Source organism: Ruegeria sp. 6PALISEP08 (genome assembly GCF_001238295.1).
Taxonomy (GTDB): Bacteria; Pseudomonadota; Alphaproteobacteria; order Rhodobacterales; family Rhodobacteraceae; genus Ruegeria.
On record NZ_LGXZ01000002.1, the window covers coordinates 454,698 to 475,067 of the forward strand.

Annotated in this window: 17 protein-coding genes; 8 read left to right on the plus strand and 9 right to left on the minus strand. The window is 53.9% G+C overall.

Going from position 1 to position 20,370, the window contains the following annotated elements:
- Positions 1-383: 383 nt before the first annotated feature.
- Genes ALB80_RS05400 through ALB80_RS05410 form a run of 3 tightly spaced genes read right to left on the minus strand, consistent with a single transcriptional unit; the run spans position 384 to position 2,960 of the window.
- Complete coding sequence (locus ALB80_RS05400) at positions 384-2,135, minus strand: DNA polymerase (protein WP_157054146.1); 1,752 nt, start codon at positions 2,133-2,135, stop codon at positions 384-386.
- The gene (locus ALB80_RS05405) at positions 2,132-2,740 is read right to left on the minus strand and encodes a hypothetical protein (protein WP_050602983.1); all 609 of its coding nucleotides are present in this window, start codon (positions 2,738-2,740) and stop codon (positions 2,132-2,134) included. Before ALB80_RS05405 ends, ALB80_RS05400 begins: the two co-directional genes overlap by 4 nt.
- 22 nt (positions 2,741-2,762) lie before the next feature.
- Positions 2,763-2,960 carry an AlpA family transcriptional regulator gene (locus tag ALB80_RS05410; RefSeq protein ID WP_050602984.1) on the minus strand — a complete coding sequence of 66 codons (198 nt, stop codon included), beginning with the start codon at positions 2,958-2,960 and terminating at the stop codon, positions 2,763-2,765.
- A gap of 473 nt (positions 2,961-3,433) precedes the next feature.
- Between ALB80_RS05410 and ALB80_RS05415 the strand changes: the two genes are divergently transcribed.
- Entirely contained in the window at positions 3,434-4,543 is a 1,110-nt protein-coding gene (locus ALB80_RS05415) for a linear amide C-N hydrolase (RefSeq protein WP_050602985.1), read from the plus strand.
- Positions 4,544-4,654: 111 nt separating this feature from the next.
- Complete coding sequence (locus ALB80_RS05420; RefSeq protein ID WP_050602986.1) at positions 4,655-6,544, plus strand: amidohydrolase; 1,890 nt, start codon at positions 4,655-4,657, stop codon at positions 6,542-6,544.
- A 265-nt stretch (positions 6,545-6,809) separates the two neighbouring features.
- Here the strand turns inward: ALB80_RS05420 and ALB80_RS05425 are convergent, their stop codons facing one another.
- The 4 genes from ALB80_RS05425 to ALB80_RS05435 form a co-directional block, all read right to left on the minus strand.
- Positions 6,810-7,313: a hypothetical protein gene (locus tag ALB80_RS05425; protein ID WP_050602987.1), complete on the minus strand. Its 504-nt coding sequence runs from the start codon at positions 7,311-7,313 to the stop codon at positions 6,810-6,812.
- Entirely contained in the window at positions 7,310-8,491 is a 1,182-nt protein-coding gene (locus ALB80_RS05430) for a site-specific integrase (protein WP_253276816.1), read from the minus strand. The genes ALB80_RS05425 and ALB80_RS05430 overlap by 4 nt, the downstream gene beginning before the upstream one ends.
- 375 nt (positions 8,492-8,866) lie before the next feature.
- Entirely contained in the window at positions 8,867-9,007 is a 141-nt protein-coding gene (locus ALB80_RS22875; RefSeq protein ID WP_083445193.1) for a hypothetical protein, read from the minus strand.
- Positions 9,008-9,137: 130 nt separating this feature from the next.
- Positions 9,138-10,115: a serine hydrolase gene (locus ALB80_RS05435; protein WP_050602989.1), complete on the minus strand. Its 978-nt coding sequence runs from the start codon at positions 10,113-10,115 to the stop codon at positions 9,138-9,140.
- Positions 10,116-10,420: 305 nt separating this feature from the next.
- Between ALB80_RS05435 and ALB80_RS21745 the strand changes: the two genes are divergently transcribed.
- The 3 genes from ALB80_RS21745 (at position 10,421) to ALB80_RS05450 (ending at position 14,066) form a co-directional block, all read left to right on the plus strand.
- On the plus strand, positions 10,421-11,299 hold the full coding sequence (locus ALB80_RS21745) for a murein L,D-transpeptidase catalytic domain family protein (RefSeq protein ID WP_216597662.1): 879 nt from the start codon (positions 10,421-10,423) through the stop codon (positions 11,297-11,299).
- Between the two features lie 390 nt (positions 11,300-11,689).
- Positions 11,690-13,129: a sodium:alanine symporter family protein gene (locus ALB80_RS05445; protein ID WP_050602991.1), complete on the plus strand. Its 1,440-nt coding sequence runs from the start codon at positions 11,690-11,692 to the stop codon at positions 13,127-13,129.
- Positions 13,107-14,066, plus strand: a complete 960-nt coding sequence (locus ALB80_RS05450) for a glutaminase (protein WP_253276818.1) — start codon at positions 13,107-13,109, stop codon at positions 14,064-14,066. Before ALB80_RS05445 ends, ALB80_RS05450 begins: the two co-directional genes overlap by 23 nt.
- A gap of 470 nt (positions 14,067-14,536) precedes the next feature.
- Here ALB80_RS05450 and ALB80_RS05455 read toward each other — a convergent pair whose 3' ends face one another.
- Positions 14,537-16,096 carry an acetolactate synthase large subunit gene (locus ALB80_RS05455; RefSeq protein ID WP_050602992.1) on the minus strand — a complete coding sequence of 520 codons (1,560 nt, stop codon included), beginning with the start codon at positions 16,094-16,096 and terminating at the stop codon, positions 14,537-14,539.
- A gap of 456 nt (positions 16,097-16,552) precedes the next feature.
- On the opposite strand from ALB80_RS05455, the gene ALB80_RS05465 reads away from it, so the two are divergent.
- The gene (locus ALB80_RS05465) at positions 16,553-16,966 is read left to right on the plus strand and encodes a cupin domain-containing protein (RefSeq protein WP_050602994.1); all 414 of its coding nucleotides are present in this window, start codon (positions 16,553-16,555) and stop codon (positions 16,964-16,966) included.
- Positions 16,967-17,037: 71 nt separating this feature from the next.
- Here ALB80_RS05465 and ALB80_RS05470 read toward each other — a convergent pair whose 3' ends face one another.
- Positions 17,038-18,726: an adenylate/guanylate cyclase domain-containing protein gene (locus tag ALB80_RS05470; RefSeq protein WP_050602995.1), complete on the minus strand. Its 1,689-nt coding sequence runs from the start codon at positions 18,724-18,726 to the stop codon at positions 17,038-17,040.
- Between the two features lie 389 nt (positions 18,727-19,115).
- On the opposite strand from ALB80_RS05470, the gene ALB80_RS22880 reads away from it, so the two are divergent.
- Positions 19,116-19,601 carry a DUF3124 domain-containing protein gene (locus ALB80_RS22880; protein WP_083445196.1) on the plus strand — a complete coding sequence of 162 codons (486 nt, stop codon included), beginning with the start codon at positions 19,116-19,118 and terminating at the stop codon, positions 19,599-19,601.
- A 235-nt stretch (positions 19,602-19,836) separates the two neighbouring features.
- Positions 19,837-20,325, plus strand: a complete 489-nt coding sequence (locus tag ALB80_RS05475; protein WP_050602996.1) for an amidohydrolase family protein — start codon at positions 19,837-19,839, stop codon at positions 20,323-20,325.
- Positions 20,326-20,370: the final 45 nt, after the last annotated feature.

Sequence of the window (20,370 nt, forward strand, 5' to 3'; positions counted from 1 at the left end):
CCAAAGTTAGAAGGAAGCATCGGCCCGGCGATCTCTTGACGATTATAGCCCCGACAGTCTCTAGAGCATTCACGGCGCGTCGTCTCGCGGTACGCTTCTCGATACCCGCCGCTTCGAACAATTTGGCGTCAGCCTTAATCCATGTCTCACCCCGCATCCGCATCCGCTGATGGATTGCGCAGTAGAGTCGACTGGCCGGCGGAAGATATCGGCGTACGTCCTTCATCGAAAGGATCGTGAAATCATTGCCCCTGGTTGGGTCAGTATTAGGAGGACCTTTTTTAGTACTGGACCGGGTCGCCGTTATCCGGCGCGGCACCTCGCCGGATAACGGCGGTGTTGTTTTTTCCAGTTCCTCCGGCGAAACCGCGAAGTTGGACAGGTCAAACTTTGCCATCAATCTGGTCCAGGACAGTGTCGAACATCGCCCTGCCGCGCGGCTCGTTGTACCGCTCTCCGGGCATAGTGATGGCGCAATCTACTGGCACCTCAATCCGGGCGATGGTGGTCGCGGCGCGGGTCATGATAGCCGCAACCTGTCGCGCCTCCTCGTGGATGGTCTCCGCATCACCAATCAGGACAAGCGCGTCGTGAACCGGTGCGCAGATGCGATGTCCGGCCTCTGTCACCTCACAGGCTGCCACGCGCAAGCAGTCCGCGCCATTCGCCTGCATCGGAAAGTTTTGCAGCATCCGGTGGTTGCGGAACTTCTCGCAACGCGGCTGCACTGGCCATCCAAGCCGAGTCTCAATAACCTGTCCGCAGGAACCCATTTCGATGATGCCCTCCAGCCACGCCCAGAACACCGGATACGTATCGCGGTGGGCGTCGAGCAGACGCATGGCTTCTTTGACCGACTTACCCGTTTGGTGGGCCAGAGACTGCGCCCCGAGGCCATAGTTCACGCCGAGTATGACCGGCTTCATCGCGTCGCGGACGGTCCCGTGGGTCTGCCGGGTCGCGCCCTGCGGGGCGAGGCCAATGCTGATAGCGAACGACAAGTACGGGTCGGTCGCATAGGCCGCCCGCATCTGTGGGTCACCACTTAGACCGGCGGCGATTGCGATCTCCTGCGATCTCCAGTCGAGATAGGCGATGGCCTGTCTTTCGGGCGGCACGATGAGGTGCCTTATCCACTTCGCAGGCCCAAAAACAAACTTGGTGGTGGACGGCGCATTCCGGCTGGTCACGGTACCGAAGGGCGAGATCATCGTCCGATTTCGCCCGTCGGGGCCGACGGCCAATTTGTTCAGCGTCAGCTTGTCGAGCGTGGACCGAAGCTCCCGAAACTCGGCGAGTTGGGGATATGCCGCCAACATTCCCTTGAGTGTGTCATCGTCCATCTTCGCCCGGCCCGTCTCGGTGCGTGGCCAACTCAGACCGTGTCGCTCGATAAACGCGTCGAAGTTGGCGAAGCTGAAAGTGCCGTCCGCTCGGTAGAAGCCAAAGCGGTCCATCTGCCGGATGAGGCCTAGCCGGATGTCCTTCCAGCAATCTTTCAGGCGCTCGACGAGCGTCGTATCGATAGGCACGCCCTCCCACTCCATCCTGGCGACTGCGACCATGTAACGACCCCTGAACAGCGCCTGTGCGAGGGTGATATCGCCCCCTCGGGTGATGAACGGGGCCAGCCGAAAAAAAAGCGGACGCAAGGCGTCCACGTCCGATTGACAATACGCGAGGATGGCTCGGCGCTCAGCCTCGTCCCAGACATGGGTTTCACGCTCGATTATAATGCCCCGCATGGCATCCTTGTATTCCGCGCCGATTGTTGGGATGCCGAGGGACATAAGAGCTGATGGCAAGCCATATCCATTCGGCGACGGCTTACGGCCGTTCATCAGCGCCTTGTATTCGACGTAGAGATCAAGGATGTGACGCGGTGGCGGCCAGCCTAGGTCAACGAAGCACCCCATTTCCGCTGGAGCGAAGTAGCAGACGATCAGAGCGTCGTCGCCGACGGAAAAAGGGGCCGTCGCCAGTCCCCTCAACTCGAACTCCCACATGCGCAAGATGCGGTTGGTGCGCAGCTCTCGAGCCACCATGCAAACAACGCGGGGGCAGTGTCCGGAAGGCGAGCGGAATTCAAAGTCCAGCAGCCAGATCTCCCGGAAGCGGTTGAACCCGTCGATCACCGGGCCAAGCCCTTGTGGCGGCGGACAGCGGGATGGTCAGCGTTGGTGATGATGCCATCCGTCCCGAACCCGCGCTGGAGCAGTTCCATCATACCCTCGCGGCCTTGATCGACTTGATCGGGCCATTTGACCTCACCAAGTGCCTGCTGGTCCTCTGCTTCCTTGACGAGATATCGGCCCTCCGCACGCATTGAGGACATACGGGTCCACGCCTCTTCTCCCGACTTAACGGCACGAATAGCCGACTTGTGCCACTCGTTGTCAGACGTAGGGAATGTCGGCAAGAGGTACACCTTGCCAGAGATGGTCACGAGGAGTCGCAAAAGGACGAGACGCGCCTCGTCATCGGTGATTTCGGTTTCTTCTGGCATTAAGTGTTGCGCCAGAAGATAGCGTTCCTTGTCGAGGCCGTTGTCCCCGTCGATCTCAAAAATTCGTCCAATGAACTGCCATACCGGGTGGGCGCGGAAGTACTCGAACCTCTTTGGCTTACCGATGCTGACCTCGAAGTAACCATCGGTCTGCGCGGCCTCAAACTCCTCTACTGGGACAAGAAAATCATCGAGGTTGAAGGGGCTAGCGAGTTTCTTTGAATTGGTTGTCATGCTTATTCTCCAATCTTGCGCCTTAGGCCGCTATTCGCCCTTTGATCCATTCGTTGACTTCACTCTCGAACCAACCAACAGAACGCAGCCCAATCTTCACGGGTTTTGGAAATGTCGGGTCGTACCAGCGGCTTTTTGGATTGATGGCTTCGTAGATTCCGCTGCGGCTTTTGCCGGTGCGGTCCTCTACGGCAGGACGGCGAAGGATTCGGTCTGGCATGTGCAATACCTCACTGATGGTTATCGGTACTGCGAAGCTGTCAGGGTTCCCTGTCGCATCGGAGGGGCCAATTAATTGGTAGGAGTTTTTCGGCGGCAAATGCCTAGGTTCTGGACAGATAAAACGCTCAGACCTCAACGGCAGCATCTCACCAGCAGCAGACGTTCGGAAAAATCGCTCTTATGACCGCAACGCGGACTTTTCGGACCTTGCAATCCTTTGGGATATGTCAATTGTTCCTATGCTTTTTTGACCGTGCATGATGGCGCATGTCAGTTCCGAATAGTTCCTTGGGGAGAGCAAGAAGGCTGGGTGTTACTAGAGCCCCCTATTGAGCCCGGCCTTCGTCCAAAGATTACCAGTTGACAGGGTGTTTCTTGCGGTATCGATTTGTCAAAAGCCTCAGATGTATTTTCACAAATCATTCACAAACCCTTTTTAACCCTTTCAAAGAAACAACAGGAGGATCAACGATGTTCAAAAGTTTTTCCGAGCCTTGGCGCTTTCTATCGCAAGCCCTTACATTCTCAGCCTGCATAGGCCTTGCTACGGGGCAGGCGCTTGCCTGCACAGGCATTGTACTGCATGCTAAAGATGGGGGTACCGTTCCCGCAAGAACGCTGGAATTTGGCTTCGATATCCAATCGAACATCTATGCTGTACCTGCAGGCACCGAGATTGAGACTCTGGCACTGGATGCTGACCAAAGCGGCTTCACCTATACCGCAAAGTACGGGTTCCTCGGAGCCAACGCGTTCGACTTCCCGATCGTTTTTGATGGCATGAACACGGAAGGCCTCTATTTCGGGGCATTCTATTTTGCCGGTGACGCGGTGTTTGGAGAGGCAACGGAGGATAACCGAGACCGCGCTGTTTCCTCGGACGAACTTGGAAACTGGATCCTGGGCCAGTTCAGCACTGTGGCCGAAGTGCGCGCAGCTTTGCCGAAAATCGATGTCGTAGGCACCCATATCGACGTCATCAATAGCTTTGCACCGTTCCACTATTCGGTTGTCGATGCGTCCGGCGCGTCGATTGTGATCCAATACACCGCGGAAGGTCTGACCATCTATGAGAATTCTGTAAACACCGTCACCAACAATCCATCATATGATTGGCACCTGACCAACCTGCGCAACTATATCGGTCTTCAGGCTGAAAACCGAGAGGCAATCTCTGTTGGTGATCTGTCACTACCAGCGTTTGGACAGGGAAGCGGTATGGTTGGTCTGCCCGGTGACTTCTCATCACCGTCGCGTTTTGTGCGCGCTGTTGCTTTCGCCAACTCCGCCCTGCCTTCTTCAACAACGGATGATGCGGTTTTTCAGGCTTTCCATATTCTCAACGCCTTCGACATACCAAAGGGTGCGATCCGTGATACCGGCCCGGACGGTGTTCATACTGATTACACAGTATGGTCTTCTGCAGCCGATACCGCCAAACGCACCTACTACTACAAGACATACATCACTCAGGCAGTGGAGATGGTTGATGTTCGTGCAGTAGTCGGTAGCCTGGACGCGCCGTCTGTACTGACGATGGAGAGTGGATTTGCAGCAATTGACCGCACCTCGGATTTTTAGGGTTTGAGTGCGACCAATGCCTGCCAAAAAGAACGCTCAGATACGCCGTTGAACGCAGTGAAAACCAAGGCCAAGCCCGAGGTTTGACCAAAAAATAAAAAGGAAAGACAAATGAGTTTGCTGAACCGTCGAAGCCTGTTGAAAGCCAGCGTATCAACATTGGCAGTTTTGTTGCCTTTTGGTGCTGCCGTTGGGCAAACCTCTTCGCTTTCTGATCTCGGCGCCAAAGTTGTTCCGCTCCCGACAGTCACTGTCTACACCGCCCGGGAAATTCTTACACTCGATCCGGCTAAACCCGTGGTGGATGCTGTCGCAGTTGTGGACGGGCGCATTCTTCTGACCGGCAACCTCGATGAGGTTGTGGATACGCTAAAGGGGCAACGTCACACGGTTGACACCAGATTTTCTGACAAAGTGATTGTGCCGGGTTTCATTGCTCAACATGACCATCCCTTGTTAGCCGCGCTCACGATGTCTTCGGAAATCCTGTCGATCGAGGATTGGGTGTTGCCCTTTGGAACCGTTCCGGCCGTGCGGGACAAACAGGACTTTGTGGACCGTTTGACACAGGCAGTCCAAGCGAGGACAGACCCGACTGAACCGGTCGTGTCATGGGGGTACCACCCGGCGTTTTACGGGTCGCTCACACGCGAAGAACTCGATGCGATCAGCGATACACAACCGATATTGGTTTGGGCGCGGTCCTGCCACGAAATGATCCTGAACAGCGTTGCGCTTGAAATCGGGGGGGTTACCCAAGAATTGGTAGACGGATTTTCTCCGACTGAGAAAATGCAATCGAACTTTGCCGAGGGCCGGTTCTGGGAGCAGGGATTGTTTGCGGTTTTGCCGAATATCGCGCCTTTGGCAGCTTCGTCTGAGCGGTTGCAAGCCGGGTTGGAACTTACCCGGGATTACATGCACTCTAAGGGCGTTACTTTTGGAAATGAGCCCGGTGGCATTCTGTCCAAGCCTGTACAGGACGGTATAAATGCGGTGTTTTCTAGCCCAGACATGCCTTTCCGCTGGTCCTTCATGCCGGATGCAAAATCGATGGTACAGGCGTACAGCGACGATGCTCAGGTGATCGCCGAAACAGAAAAACTCAGCAGTTGGTATGGCGGAATGACAAGCCTTGCGCCTATGCAGGCCAAGCTGTTTGCAGATGGTGCGATCTATTCCTTGTTGATGAAAGTCCGCGACGCCTATCTTGATGGGCACGAAGGCGAGTGGATGATGGACAAGAGTGACTTTGACCGCGCGTTCCGGATTTATTGGGATGCCGGTTATCAGATTCATGTGCATGTTAACGGAGATGCAGGTCTGGATCGTGTACTGGATGCACTTGAGATGAACCTACGCCGGAATCCGCGATATGATCACCGCACAGTTCTGGTGCACTTCGCGGTCAGCGCCGAAGATCAGGTGAAACGGATCGCGGATCTAGGCGCGATTGTCAGCGCCAACCCGTATTATGTGACGGCGCTTGCCGATCAATATTCCAAAGTTGGTCTGGGCCCTGAACGCGCGGATTCCATGGTGCGGATCGGCGACGTGTCCCGCGCGTGTATTGCGTGGTCTCTGCATTCGGACATGCCAATGGCTCCGGGAGATCCGCTGTTCCTGATGTGGAGTGCTGTAAACCGGGTCACGTCTTCCGGTCGGGTAGCGGGCCCGGAACAGAGGGTCAGCGCAGAAGATGCGTTACGTGGAGTGACAATCGAGGCCGCATACTCGCTCAAACTAGAACATGAGATCGGCAGCATTGAGTCGGGAAAGCGCGCTAACTTTACAGTTCTTGATCGTAACCCGCTCAAAGTCGATCCTATGGAAATCCGGGATGTAAAGGTTTGGGGAACTGTTTTGGAGGGTCGAATCCAACCAGTTGAATCTCGCGAAAAGAAAGCGTCGCTGAACAAGCCCCTCCAGGACGGGTCAAGCCGCGCGTTCGCCGAAGCATCCTTCCAACATGCACTCAAGGTAGTGCATTCTCACCTGTAGCTTTTAATGAAGTGCTCAGGCTAAATCGGATGACCGCTGCGGGCTCCATTCGGTCATCTGACGGTTTTACCCAGATGTCCGCATATCTGCGCATTTCGGACATTCAGTACCAACCTCCACCGCAAAGCGGCATCCGATCGAGAACTTGTTCGCTAGCCTTAAGGACTGGCGTCGTATCGCAAACCGCTATGACCTAGGTGGTGAGCTGTTCCTGTCGGCAATCCGCGTCGCCGCTACCGTCATCTTCTGGTTATCCGGTCAGACCCTATTTCATTAGGTCGGAAAGTGGTGGACCCCGCCACTGATCTTCTATGCCTAACGCCTTGCACCCTTGTTTGATGCTCTTGCGCATTTTGTCGAAATCCTTGGGCTTCTTAAATATGCCGTGGGTCGGAAATGTCTTTTCCGTCTCCTCAATGAGCTTGCGCAACGTGATTTCCAATCCCTCGTCCGGGGCAATCCCGCGCTCCTTTTTGATGCGTTCGGCCATTGCGTAGAGACAAAACGCTCGTTTGCTGTGTTTTGTAAAACGCTTGTCGTTTATGCTCGGCCGACCCGGCTGCCTCTTCTGGTTTTCGAGCACTTTGGATATTATCTCAAGCTGCTCATATTCGAGACCCTTCAACACCAACTCTCGCGCCCTGTCAGATGCGCCCAAGCCAAGGCCGATGCCGCGTAGGGGATCCGGTTTGTCACGGTATTTCTCTGCAATCTCCTCGTCCGAAAGGAAAATATCTAGCAAGCCCTCCGGCTGATGATCATCGCTCATGACTGCGCTCCTATCCTGACAACCTCGCCGCGCAAGGCAAAGAGATAATTGCACCACTGCTCCATCAGTTTGCGCCGCTTCTGGAACAGATCTGAGCGGGCATACGCGGCTTCAACCTTGTCTGCTTTCACGTGGGCAAGGGCTGCCTCGGCAACTTCGCCGGGAACGTTGGTGCGTTCCTGCGCCCACGTCCTGAAAGATGAGCGGAAACCGTGAACCGTGCTGTTGATACCGAGCTCCCTCACCAGCTTGGAAAGGGTCATGTCGGAAAGCTGCTTGCCTCGGGCGGATGGAAACACCAGCCCGGTTCCATCGCGCAGAACTTCCGCTTGCCGCAAAACTTCGACAGCACGGCGCGATAGCGGCACCCGATGTTCGCGGTTCATCTTCATTCGCTCTGCCGGAATGATCCACACAGCATTCCCAAGGTCAACTTCTTCCCAACGGGCACCGCGCACCTCGCCGCTACGCGCGGCAGTCAGAATCGTGAACTCGATTGCCAGCTTGGTGGACGCCCAGGCTTTGGATGCCTTAACGGTCTCGATGGCATCGGCTACGTCAGCGTAGGGAAGCGCACGGTTGTTCTTTTGCTTGAGTTCCAGTTTCGGCAGTGCAAGCGCATCACCGGTCGCCGGGTTGGTGTCTCGCAACCCCTCGGCAACCGACCACTTGAACACGCTGAGAATGCGGTGTTGCACCTTCACGCTCAGGTTCGGCACCTTTTCACGGCAAGCTAGAACAGCACGTCTTATGTCGGCAGAGGTTACATCGGCAACGTCGGTGCTTCCGAAATACGGGAAGGCGTAGGTTTTTAACGACGACAGGAACGCCTGCGGCTCCTTCTTTCCCTTCCATGAAGGCGCCAGTTCATCGCGGGTACGCAGTGCAGCCTCGGCAAATGTCAGTCGCTTCGCGGCCTCGGCCTTTGCTTTCCGTTTTTCCGAAATAGGATCGCCGCCGGCAGCGGCAACCCTCTTGTTTGCCAGTGCAGTTTCACGGGCTTCTGCCAGCAAAACTGCAGGATATCCGCCCAGCCCGATATCGCGACGCCGCCCGTGTATCGTGAGGCGTTGCATCCAGTTTCGGCGACCGCTGTCCAGAACCCGAAGGATGAGCCCTGTCCCTTGCCCGTCTGGGTAACGCCCCGGCGGTAGCGCAGCGACACTTCGCGCCGTCAAACTCTTACTATCCGATTTCCGCGTCACTAAATCTGCCCCACAATCTGCCCCACAGAAAAACGTAGAACTCACCGCCTCTCGTTGGAACCCGTTGGAAGAAAAATCAACCTAAATGAGAATAATTACAATAGTAATTTGGAAGCAGCTGGAAAGCTTTGGAAACAGTCATGGCTGCTACCACCCCAGCCAGCTCATAAGAACATGGAACAACGACAGGCTCTTGGGTCACCGATACCCGAGAAATGCCCCCGTTTATGCCCCAGTCACCCGAACCACCCGTTAACAATTATAACGGGTTCTGTGGGGTGCCCCTCCCACTTTACGAGAGGAGCGGGTTAGCGTGTTTTGACCCGAGAGTTTTGCATAGCCACAGGGCTAAAGCAGACCCCAATCGACCCCGTTCGCCTGCCGATCACGCTCATCCTGAAGGTTATCTCGGCGGTCACCGATGGTCAGATGGCGGGGATTGATACAGCGACGGTTATGGCAACGGTGGCGGATTGTCGACGTGGCCATTAAATTCCGCGTCGATTTCCTCAACTAGATGGGGCTCAATCAAGGAAACTCGACGACATTAATGCTCTACGCGCCCGTTGCGGATATTGACCCTTGTAGCGCACTCGGCGACTTCCTTAGAAAGTTCTAATTAGGTGGCGTTCAAGATTGGACCGTCCAATAATCTTACCAATTCTCCAAAGTATCCTCCGGAACGAGCAGGACGAGTAGGATCAGATGTGATTGCTACGGCTAGGTTTCGGTCAGTATGAGCAGCTAAAATTTGCCCTCCGTACCCACGCGCCAAAGCATAACCCGAAGGGGTCAGAAACCAACCATACCCATAGTCTAACCCAGAGAAAGCCGAGCGGCCATATGGCTTGGTCGATTCCAAGAACCAGCTTTCAGGAATAATTTGCCTATCAGCAAAGGCCCCGCGGTCCCGAAGCAACACCGCGATCTTCAACATCGACTTTGGAGTAATCGCCATCTCATTGCCTCCTAGGTAGTAACCCTGTGGATCTCTCGTCCAAGCAGGTATCTCAATACCAAGAGGTACTCCCAGCCTCTCACGCGTGAGCGTCAAAAGACTTTGGCCGGCAGCCTCGGTCAACGCTGCACCAAGAACATGAGTTGATCCAGTGGAATAGAGCATCTGTTGTCCTGGCTCAGCAACCATCGGCCGTGTCAATACATCCGCGACCCAGTTAGGAGAGCTGATCCATTCCCCGTAGTTACTGCCAGAGGTTCTTTCGAGACCGGCTCGCAGCGTCACCAGGTCCTCCATGGTTATACTTTCGGAGCCGGGTGTAGCATTAGAAGGCAAGAGCTGCGGTGCGACCTCCCGCAGGGTGGCGTCTAAAGATGGGATTTCCTGCCGACCGACCGCCGTCCCAAGCAACAGAGCCACAATGCTTTTCGAACAGGACTTTATGTTAGCTGGCCTGTCTAGGCCTGCACCCTGTTGAGTCTTAGCGAAAATGACGTCATCTCCGCGTTGAATTTGAAGTGAATGCAACGGCTGCAGACCGCTTATCACATTATTCAGCGCTACCGTTTGTCCCCGCGCTATGTATGGAGCAGCCATTGCGGTTGCGGTTAACAACATGAACTTTCGACGTGTGGTCATAGCATTTATTTGGAAGCTAAACTCTGAATGTCCAGAATTCTACGCAACATCGCAGCCCAATTGGCAAAAATGTTCGCTCCCCCAAAAAACGTAGTGTGGGATTTGTGGCAACACGAAGCTTTGTTGGTACACTTGGCTGGCGTCGTCAAGTGCAAGAACTGTGTTAGACTGGCCCGGAGGACATTCTAGCAGGAGATATCCAGTTGCTACCGAATTCACTCCGTCTCGCACTCACTGCCACTACAATTGCCATCTCGGCGGGCGCCCTCCCAGACCGCGTCGAAGCGACATCGCAAGATGTCCCAGTGTGGTTACAAAAACACGTGGGTACGGGCGACGGCCAAATCGCGCCGATCGTTTTGAACAGGGCGCGAGCGCTTTACATAGAGAAAGTACGACGAGGCGAAGTAAGGAACCCCTGCTACCTTGCCAAGGATGCAACCCGCCCCAGCACTGCAAGAAACGGCAATCCCGCGAAGCGGTTTTACGTCATCTGCGAGTCACAAAATTCCTTCCGAGCGGTTTCGTCCGGCTATGGAAATGGCCGAAAACTAAAGAGCGCCAATTTTTCGAATGGTCGGCAATGCGCGAAGAACTTCAGCAATGCAGAAGGATCTAAACTTACCGCCGGAGGTGCCTATGTGACGGCTGAAACCCGCACGTCCTTCAAAGGTTATTACAGTCATTCCGGCAAAACGCAGCCGTTCTACCGCACCTTTCTTTTGTTTGATGGGGAAGGAGAAACGAGCAATGCTCGGGAGCGCGCCATTGGAGGCCATCCCGCTGTTTTCCTAAAGTGGCAATGTAGGTTCAAAAATCCTCGAAGCACTCATGCAGACAACGACGGCTATGTCCCCTACGGAAAACTTGTGAACTACACTGGTGGTCGTAGCAATGGTTGCACAACCTGGTCACAGTCTGCCTCAAAAGAGATATTGGCGCTTGTGGAAGGGAATCCGACGACCCTGTATATCTACCCGGAATCCAAGGATATCAATGCTGTCGCTAAGGCTGTGAAAAAGGGGAAATCACTATCGCGAGCAGGAGTTTATTGGAACGCAGCTTGCTTGCAAGCAATAGGCGCACCAAAGTTCTGGCCCAAAAGTAGCCTCCAACCGATCATAAATAGTTGGAGAGCTTCCTTGCCTAAACAACGGCCACTAGAATTGCCTATCTGCAACTAGTTGAAACAGCGCGGGACAACTTAAGAGCACGCTGCCCTTCAAGCATTTCTGCTTTGTGCTAGTAGCAGCCGTCGGCTGCACTGGGATTGAACGAACGCTTTGCCGCTTTCCGAAGAATCCAATCAAATGTGACAGTCGCATAAAGCGCAGCATTTGCCTCTTTGGGTTCGACGCTGTCGTTCGCAGCACTTGGCGTGAACTACTGCTGAGCGAATTACCAAATGGATACGTAATTATATGCCTGTGCCTCAATTTCAGTGCTATCCACGTCAACCTTTTAGTGATACCGCGCAGCTTATTCCTGACAATTTTCGCATCTTTGTGCATGATGAAAAAAAGGCAGACTGTTTTTGTCTTCCGGGAAGAGCTTGAATTATCAAGAGGCGTGCTATGGAAGCATTGGTTAATGGCATAAACACGGTTCTTTGGAACTACGTACTAATTTACGGACTTCTTGGAACCGGTATCTTTTTTACAATTCGTCTTGGCGCACTTCAGTTTCTTCATTTTGGGGAAATGGTGCGTGTACTCACTTCTGCTAAGAGCACGGACAAAAGAGGTATTACTCCTTTTCAAGCGCTGTCGGTAAGCTTGGCCTCCCGGGTTGGGACCGGAAACCTGGCTGGCGTAGCCGTAGCTCTGACCTTAGGAGGTCCAGGTGCCATCTTTTGGATGTGGATCGTGGCATTGGTTGGAATGGCCACTGCATATTCTGAAAGCACTTTGGCCCAACTCTATAAAGTCACATCTTCCAACGGAAGGTTCAGAGGAGGCCCAGCGTTCTACATGGCCAACGCCTTGAATGCTCCTTGGGCTGGAGTCATTTTTTCGATTTGCCTGATTGTCAGCTTTGGTTTGGTTTTTGTCGCGGTCCAATCCAACTCGATCGCTGAAGCTTTCGAGGGCGCGTTCGGGTTGAACAAATTGGTCGTTGGCATAGCGCTAGCTGCAGCCGCAGCGGTGGTAATTTTCGGTGGAATAAGAACCATCGCAAAGTTTGCGGAGATTGTCGTGCCGCTCATGGCGGGTCTTTACCTCTTGCTTGCCTGCGTTGTCGTAGTCCTGAACATTTCCGAAGTGCCAACTATGTTGTGGTCGATTGTTGCAGGGGCATTTGGCCTCCAGGAAGCTGCCGGAGGCGTGGCAGGAGGCGTCATGGCTGCTGCACTTAACGGTATCAAACGAGGGCTTTTCTCAAACGAAGCGGGCATGGGCTCAGCACCGAACATTGCAGCGGTTGCCACACCTGATCCCCACCACCCTTCCAGTCAAGGTTTCGTCCAGGCATTTGGATGTTTTGTGGATACGATATTGGTCGCAACCGCCACTGCACTTCTAATTCTTCTGTCGGGCGCAATCGAAATTGATGGGCCCACCGGAATGCGACTTACTCAAGACGCGGCTGCGGTCCATCTTGGAGAAATTGGCCGCCACTTTATCGCAATTGCTATCGTCTTTTTTGGTTTCACATCCATCCTTGGGAATTACTCGTATGCCGAAAACGCGATGACGTTCCTAAAATTGGAAGGGAGAGTGCCGATTTACATCTTGCGATTTGGCTGCCTTGCAATGGTTGTCTGGGGCGCGGTGCAAGCCGTTGCCACAGTGTTCAATTTCGCAGATGCGGCCATGGGAATAATGGCGACCATCAATTTGGTGGCAATAGTACTGCTGTCTGGCACCGTCTACAAACTAACGGTGGATTATTTCTCGCAACGCCGACAGAACCTTGAACCTCGCTTTGTCGCAAGCAAATTTCCCGAGCTGGGTAAGGGTGTAGATCACACTGTCTGGACGGAGGAGATCCATGCCGATGCTCGAAATCACTGAGAACGAAAGGCTTCAGGAGGTCTTGGACGATATCGCAGATCGCATTGCCGGCATGTCCGAGAGGGGGAAAGTGGCGCAATATATTCCGGAACTCGCCACAGTTGATCTGAACCAATTCGGTATTGCCATTGCACCAATCAACGGCCCGCTAATTTCCGCTGGGGACGCGGGTACGCTATTCTCAATTCAGAGCATCTCAAAAGTGTTCTCGCTCACATTCGCGCTGCAACAGGTTGGTGCCACTTTGTGGCAAAGAGTCGGCCGGGAGCCTTCCGGGGATCCATTCAATTCAATCGTTCAGCTTGAACACGAACGCGGAATCCCAAGGAACCCGTTTATCAACCCCGGTGCGATCATAGTGGCCGATGTTCTACTCGAAGACCGTTCTTCTGATGAAGCAGTCAACGACCTTTTGGCATTGTGCCGAAAGCTTTCGCAGGACAACTCGATCGAGGTCGATGCGTCAGTTGCAGAGTCTGAAATGCGAACTGGGTCCAGAAACCGCGCTCTTGCGCATTTCATGCAGGCGGAAGGCAACCTAAAGGCACCCGTAGAAGATGTTCTGTCTATGTACTTTCGCCAGTGTAGCATCGCCATGACTTGTGAACAGTTAGCATTAGCAGGTCGATTTCTTGCCGCGGCGGGTCAAAATCCGGCCACCGAGGCCACAGTATTGTCCGCACAGCGAGCCAGAAGAGTAACCGCACTTATGATGATGTGTGGTTCTTACGATGCCTCGGGAGAGTTCGCCTTCCGTGTTGGCCTTCCAGCGAAAAGCGGTGTTGGTGGCGGAATCTTGTGCATTGTACCTGGTATCGCATCTGTAGTCGCCTGGAGCCCCGGGCTCGACCCAAAGGGCAATTCCCATTTGGCATCCATCGCATTTCAGGAGTTAGTTCGTGCAACAGGCTGGTCTATCTTCGGGCCGAGTGCATAACAGGGATTGGGTGACCTGCGTTAAAAGGAAATGAATTCCGCTTCTATGACTGACGGGTAACACGTGGAGAGCGAAACGTGTCTCCCAATTTCCCAGTTCCACCTACAGTGTTTATTCGCGGAAAAGTTTTGCAAGGCGATTACCCAAACCAAACTTAGGAGCGAAATACGCCACGTTTGAGCGGCTAGGATTTTGGCCGGCGGTAATGCTAAACCATTGAATAGGAATCGTTGAAACGAGCCTCAGATAAGGTGGCTTCTGTAAGCGGGGCGTCCTGTCCAAAACCGAAAGACCGCTTTGGGCTCGATGGAGTCGTTCGCTGCGCAGAGCATCAGTGACCGCTGCGCGGACAAAACGGCAATTTCACCGCCGTTTGAACCATCGCAAAGTCTTTTCACAGCATCAACTTATACCGATCCGCAGTTTGCACCCCAAGTCTCATCTGCTCTTCAGGTTCCGTGTCACAATACTCATGCCGGCGGGGGACACACAACTTCGATCAGAGATGGCCCGTCGCTGGAGAGACCGGCAGAGAGCGCCTTCGCAAAGCTGTCCATGTCATCTGCGCGTGTCCCAGAAACACCGTGGCCTTTCGCCAGAGATACCCAGTCCAGTGTCGGGCTCTCCACGTCAAACATAGCCTGAGCATTCTGACCATAGCTCGCTACACCGACATTTGTGAGTTCATCGCGCAGAATTTGATAGCCGCGGTTTGCAAACACAATAACGGTCACGTCGAGATTTTCCCGTGCCATAGTCCACAGAGATTGTAGCGTGTACATGGCCGAACCATCCCCAGTCAGGGCAATAACTTGTCGGTCCGGGCACGCGATGGCCGCACCCGTTGCGCAAGGCAAACATAGCCCAATCGCTCCGCCGGTGCCAGCGAGTAGATCATGCGGTCGAGCGGTGGCTGTCGGTGGAATGACGTGAAACCCGGACGTCACGGCCTCATTACAGATGATCGCGTTTTCCGGGATCAGTGCTGCCAACGCCAAACCAACTTTTTCGAGGGTCAATTGCCCGCTGGGAATGTCCGGCAGATCGAGCGGATGGGTTTCTGCCACCGTTTTGCTTGTGCCCCCGACCGCGTCGGCGAGCGATTGCAGCGTCCACTCGATATCATCTGTGGGCGTACACAAGTCGGTAATGGGGCAATACGGAGGTTCAGGTACGCTTGGTTTCCCGGGATAGGCAAAAAAGGCGACTGGCCTGTCTGTGCCAAGCAGAGTGATCGAAGACGTTGCATCAAGCTGAGCGATCTTGGGCGATATCGGATAGACCAGTTGGTCTAGCTTTGCTGTTCCTGCGCCTTTGGAAATGCGCGGTATCAGAGTATCGGCCAACAACCGGCACCCCGTCGCGGCGGCAATTTGTCCGGCTAGTTCACGCTGCGGTCCAAACAGGGCTGATCCGCCAATCATCAGCGCGGCGTTCGGCGTCACAAGACGGGCTGCCGCGGCCTCTATCTCGCCTATTGACGGTCGATGGAGTCTTTCTCTGTTGTCCAAACGGTTTGCCGCTGCGTTCGCTTCGTTCCAAGCTGTGTCGGCAGGCAGGACAAGGGTCGCGATCTGGCCGTTTTGCGCGCGGGCTGCTTGAACCCCTGCCGCTCCATCCGTAGCTACATCGGTGGCATTGAATGACACTCGCGTCCAATGACTGACCGCTTGGCTGATACCGAGGATGTCTCCCTTCAAAGGGCTTTCGTGCCGGAGGTGATGCGTTGCGTGATCACCCACGATGTTCACGATCCCGGACCCTGCTTTCCTTGCATTGTGCAGATTGGCAAATGCGTTGCCAAAGCCAGGCGCAAGATGCAGCAGCGTGCCGGCAACATCACGTTTCATGCGAAAATACCCATCCGCCGCACCCGTCGTTCCTCCTTCGAACAGGCAAAGAATGCAATTCATCTCCTGGTGTTCATCCAAGGCAGCGACAAAGTGCATTTCCGAGGTGCCGGGATTTGCGAAGACAGTATCCACGCCATTGTTCAACAGGGTTTTTACGAGTGATTGAGCGCCGTTCATTTTTTCCTTAGCCTGATTTCAAGCGATCATTTGATTGCAATGCTTGCACGAAAAGGCTTTCGTTCTAAACATGTTTTCCTCTCGGCACGACACTTCGCCAAGAAAGGTACCACAGCCGTTCGCGACGTGGAGCAGTCTCCGGACTTCAGGCCATTCCTTTTGGCGGAGCCAGAACTTGGAGCGAAAGTATTCGTACTTGAGGTGAGATGGGCACGGCGCGAGCACGTCCGCTTCGGGCTCGAAGTGGACATTCGCTGCGCCAGGCACGAATGACTGCTCTGCGGACTAAGCCGCCACTCGCCGCACCGTCCACTAAAAAGCGCTCCGCGAACTTTGCGGACCCTGGAACAGCCTTTGACACAACAATTTGGAACGCCGCAGTTAACCGCGTACACACCAGCATTGATTTCGAAAAGGTCCCAATGCCATCATCTTCTAAAAGTAGGAGGGGATTAGATGTGGAAACCAATCATATTTGCTTTTTTGATTGTCGTGACTGGTGCCGCAGCGGCTATGTCGCACGATGTGCGGGATCCAGCGACTTTGCAAAAACCGCTTATTCAGGACTTGCTAACCGAGTCGCTCAAAAGCACTGAGGGCTTGGAGGTTGTCGTGAGCCATGTTGCCCTACCACCAAACCTCACTTTACCAATGCATTGGCATCCCGGTGAAGAATTTGCCTACATTCTGCAGGGCAGCGTCACCCTCATCCTAGACGGCGAAGGCGAACAAGAAGCTTTTTCAGGTGACGTAGGCGTCGTTCCGTTGAAAAAAGTGCACACCGCTCGCTCAGGGGACGAAGGGGCAACCATTTTGGTGTTCCGTGTCCATGAGGAGGGCCAGCCAGGCAGAGTTTTGGTCAGCGACTGATTTTCAAGACAAAGGCGAAATATCCTTTACCGAATGCATGGTTGTCGGAACCGGGGGGGTGCCCTTTGCCTTCACACTTGCAAACCTGCTTTTTTCCACCCGCTGCGCCAGCGATCAGCGCAGGTTGGAATAGAGAATAATGGTAAACGTGTTGTCTCGGTTATCGAAGCCGCATTCGGAGCGATTTCGTTCAATTTGACAGCCGCTGTTTTTGCCGCATCTATGTCATCGAGCTCGGCGAGCGAGGCAATCAGCATCAGGTGGCTCATCAGGAAGGTTGCACGCACAGACAAGGCTTCGCGACAGGCCTGCGCGGCTTCCTCATAACGTCCCAAGTGAAACAAGGCGGCACCCTGTCCCATGAAAGCGGCGTGCCGCAATGGATCACCCGGGCTGAGTTCGACAGACCGGACTGCATGTTCCAGCGCCTTGTCAGGGCGATTCAGCAAATAAAGATTTGCAGCGGCGAGCATGTGGACCGTCGCCGCGTTGGGATTTTCCGACAATGCTTCCTTAAAGGCTGTCCGTGCGCGGGACAGGTCTTGTGCCAGCATAGAGATCGAATGCGCGGCATAAGCCTTTGCAATGCCGTCCGCGCGATCGCTCCGCAGCACCTGCTCTGCGGCCGCGACAGCTGACTTGGGTCCCTGATCTACAGGTTCCAAACCTTGCACAAGACGTTGGATATGAAGCCATGCTAGCAAGCCCGCTGCGGAGGCGTATTCCGGATCTCGATCCAAAGCCAGTTTTGTCAGTCGTATTGCCTCTATGTTGTCTTGGTCAGTCAGCAAGTGGAAATGTGATAAAGCTCGGAGGTAGAGCTCGTATGCCTGTAAGTCCTTGGTGGGTTTTGCACGCGCACGATTTGTTTCAGCGTGCCGCACCGATGGTTCAATAGCTGTAACTACGTCTTCGGTGACTTGATCTTGAAGATCAAAGATGTCGTCGAGCACACCGTCAAAGCGGTCCGCCCACAAATGGCTCCCATTTTCGGTATCTATGAGCTGCCCCGTGATGCGGACGCGCTGCCCGGAACGCCGAACGGAGCCTTCCAGTACATACCGAACCCCTAAGTCGCGGCCCACGTCGCGGATGTCCGTGCTTTTCCCCTTATAAGCAAAAGAAGAGTTTCGTGCGACGACCATCAACCAACGAAACCGAGATAGCTCAGTTATGATGTCTTCCGTTATGCCATCGGCAAAGAACTCCTGCTCCGGATCACCCGACATATTGTCGAATGGGAGCACTGCGATTCCCGGCCTCACATCCGCTTTGATCGCGAGATTGGCTTTCGTACCCTTTGGCCAACACCAGATTCCAACATGCCGCGTGATGTTTTTCAGTTCGGTTTGCTCTCCGCCGTCGAATAATCCCGCATCGTTACGGTCAAGGCTGTTATGTGACATATCTGAAAAGAGCACTTGTCCCGGCTTCGCGAGAGCCTCCAGACGCGCCGCAACATTGATGCCGTCGCCGAAAATGTCATCGCCATCGGTTACCACTTCCCCTGTGTGAACCCCGATGCGCAGTTTGATGTGGTCAGGTTTGTGGGCGGACTGAACTGCAATCGCGCAAGCTGCTGCTTCAGATGGTGATTGAAACTCGACGATCCAGCCGTCGCCCATGCTTTTGATCAGTGAACCATTGGTATCTTCCACGATCGGGAGAAACGTGTCCTCGCGGAAGGTCTTTAGTGCAGCGACTGTGCCAGTACGGTCCTGATCCATCAGCGCGGAATAGCCCACAATGTCGGCGGCCAATACCGTCGTGAGACGTCTTCCCATTCACCCCTCCTCTTTGCAATGAAGTTAGCTCGGTGGGTTGCTTCTGTCAGCCCATTCGTCAGATTTTGAAAAGCCTTAATGAATAGAAAGCACAGGTACAGGCATACACGCACAACTAAAAAGGTAATGCTCAAAACCCTGTCGCGCATTCAGCAAACGGTCACCTTCATATCCGCGGAGTTAGTTACTTGCGTTTCTTTAGCTGCCAATGTTCGTGGCAAAGCAATTCCGCTTTGGACTCGAAGTGGTCATTCGCAGTTTTTTCCTAAGCGACCGCTTTGCGGACAAAGCGGACATATTCTTGCGCCGAATCTTGTCATCCATATGCTCATTTTGACGACAGAAGAAACGGAGCATGCGCCTATATGAAGTTTTTATCCCGAAGATCTTTCTGGTCATTCTCAGTGATTTTGGTTTCGTTGACTACCGCACCAAGCCTTCCATTCGCACAAGTTTCAGAGAGTGTAACATCCCAGGTCATCTATGTTCCTTCCTATTCGCGAGTTTTTACGCAGGAGGGGCGCAGCGAACCGCTCGCGTCTACGCTAGTTGTGCACAACACAAGTCTTCAATCAGAGATCAAAGTTGAGCGTGTCGAATATTACGACAGAGCAGGGCAGCTTCTGGAAACTCTCATAAATGAGCCCGTTCAACTGATGCCATTTGGGTCGATGAATGCGCTTGTACCCATTGGTAGCGTCGGAGACGGGATTGGTGCGAACTTCATAGTTACTTGGTCGGCAGAAGTGCCAGTACTACCCCCCATCGTTGAAGCAATCATGGTCGGCGGAAGCGGCACTCAAGGGATTTCTTTTACAAGTCGAGGTCAGGTGTTGTCACAAAAACCGTAGCACCCATCACCACTCTTGCTTCGATATAGCCAACTCGACCATCAAGTTAATACTTATGCGCCAGCGACTGGCTCTTTGCCACGGCGACTGGAGCCAACTTTGGGTTCCAACAAGACATTGGTGCATTTGCCTAGATGGCTGCGCTGGGCGGAAAGCAGAAAAAGCAAACCTAGCCAAAACAATAAATTGATCTGTTCCTTTATCGCCTTACGCTGGAGACACGGAGGTCAAGCTCATGTACCGCACATTCGTTTCTTCAATTCTTGTGGCTATTGCCACGACCTGCTCAGCGCAGGACTACGATATAGTCATAACGAACGGGCGGATCATCGATCCGGAGACAGGTTTGGACGCCATCCGAAATCTCGGGATCAACGGCGGCGAGATATACGCGATCTCCGAGTTCGCCATGGACGGTTCGGTAGAGATCGATGCAAATGATCTTGTAGTGGCGCTGGGGTTCATCGATTTGCATGCACACGGAATGAACTTGGGCGACATGCGTATGCAGGCGATGCAAGGCGTAACAACTGTTCTGGAGTTGGAGTCCGGTATCCTCCCTATTGCAGATTGGTATGCTGAAATGGAAAGACAGCAGACGCCGCTGAACTATGGGGCGTCTGCGGCTTGGACGTTTGGCCGAATAGCTGCGTTCACAGGTGAAGGGCCTGTTGCCGAATTATCATATTTCCAAAATGCGCAGAGGTTCGACGATTGGAAATAACAAATCGCCGACCCGCTTCGCATGGCGGAGTTGTTGGACTTGGTT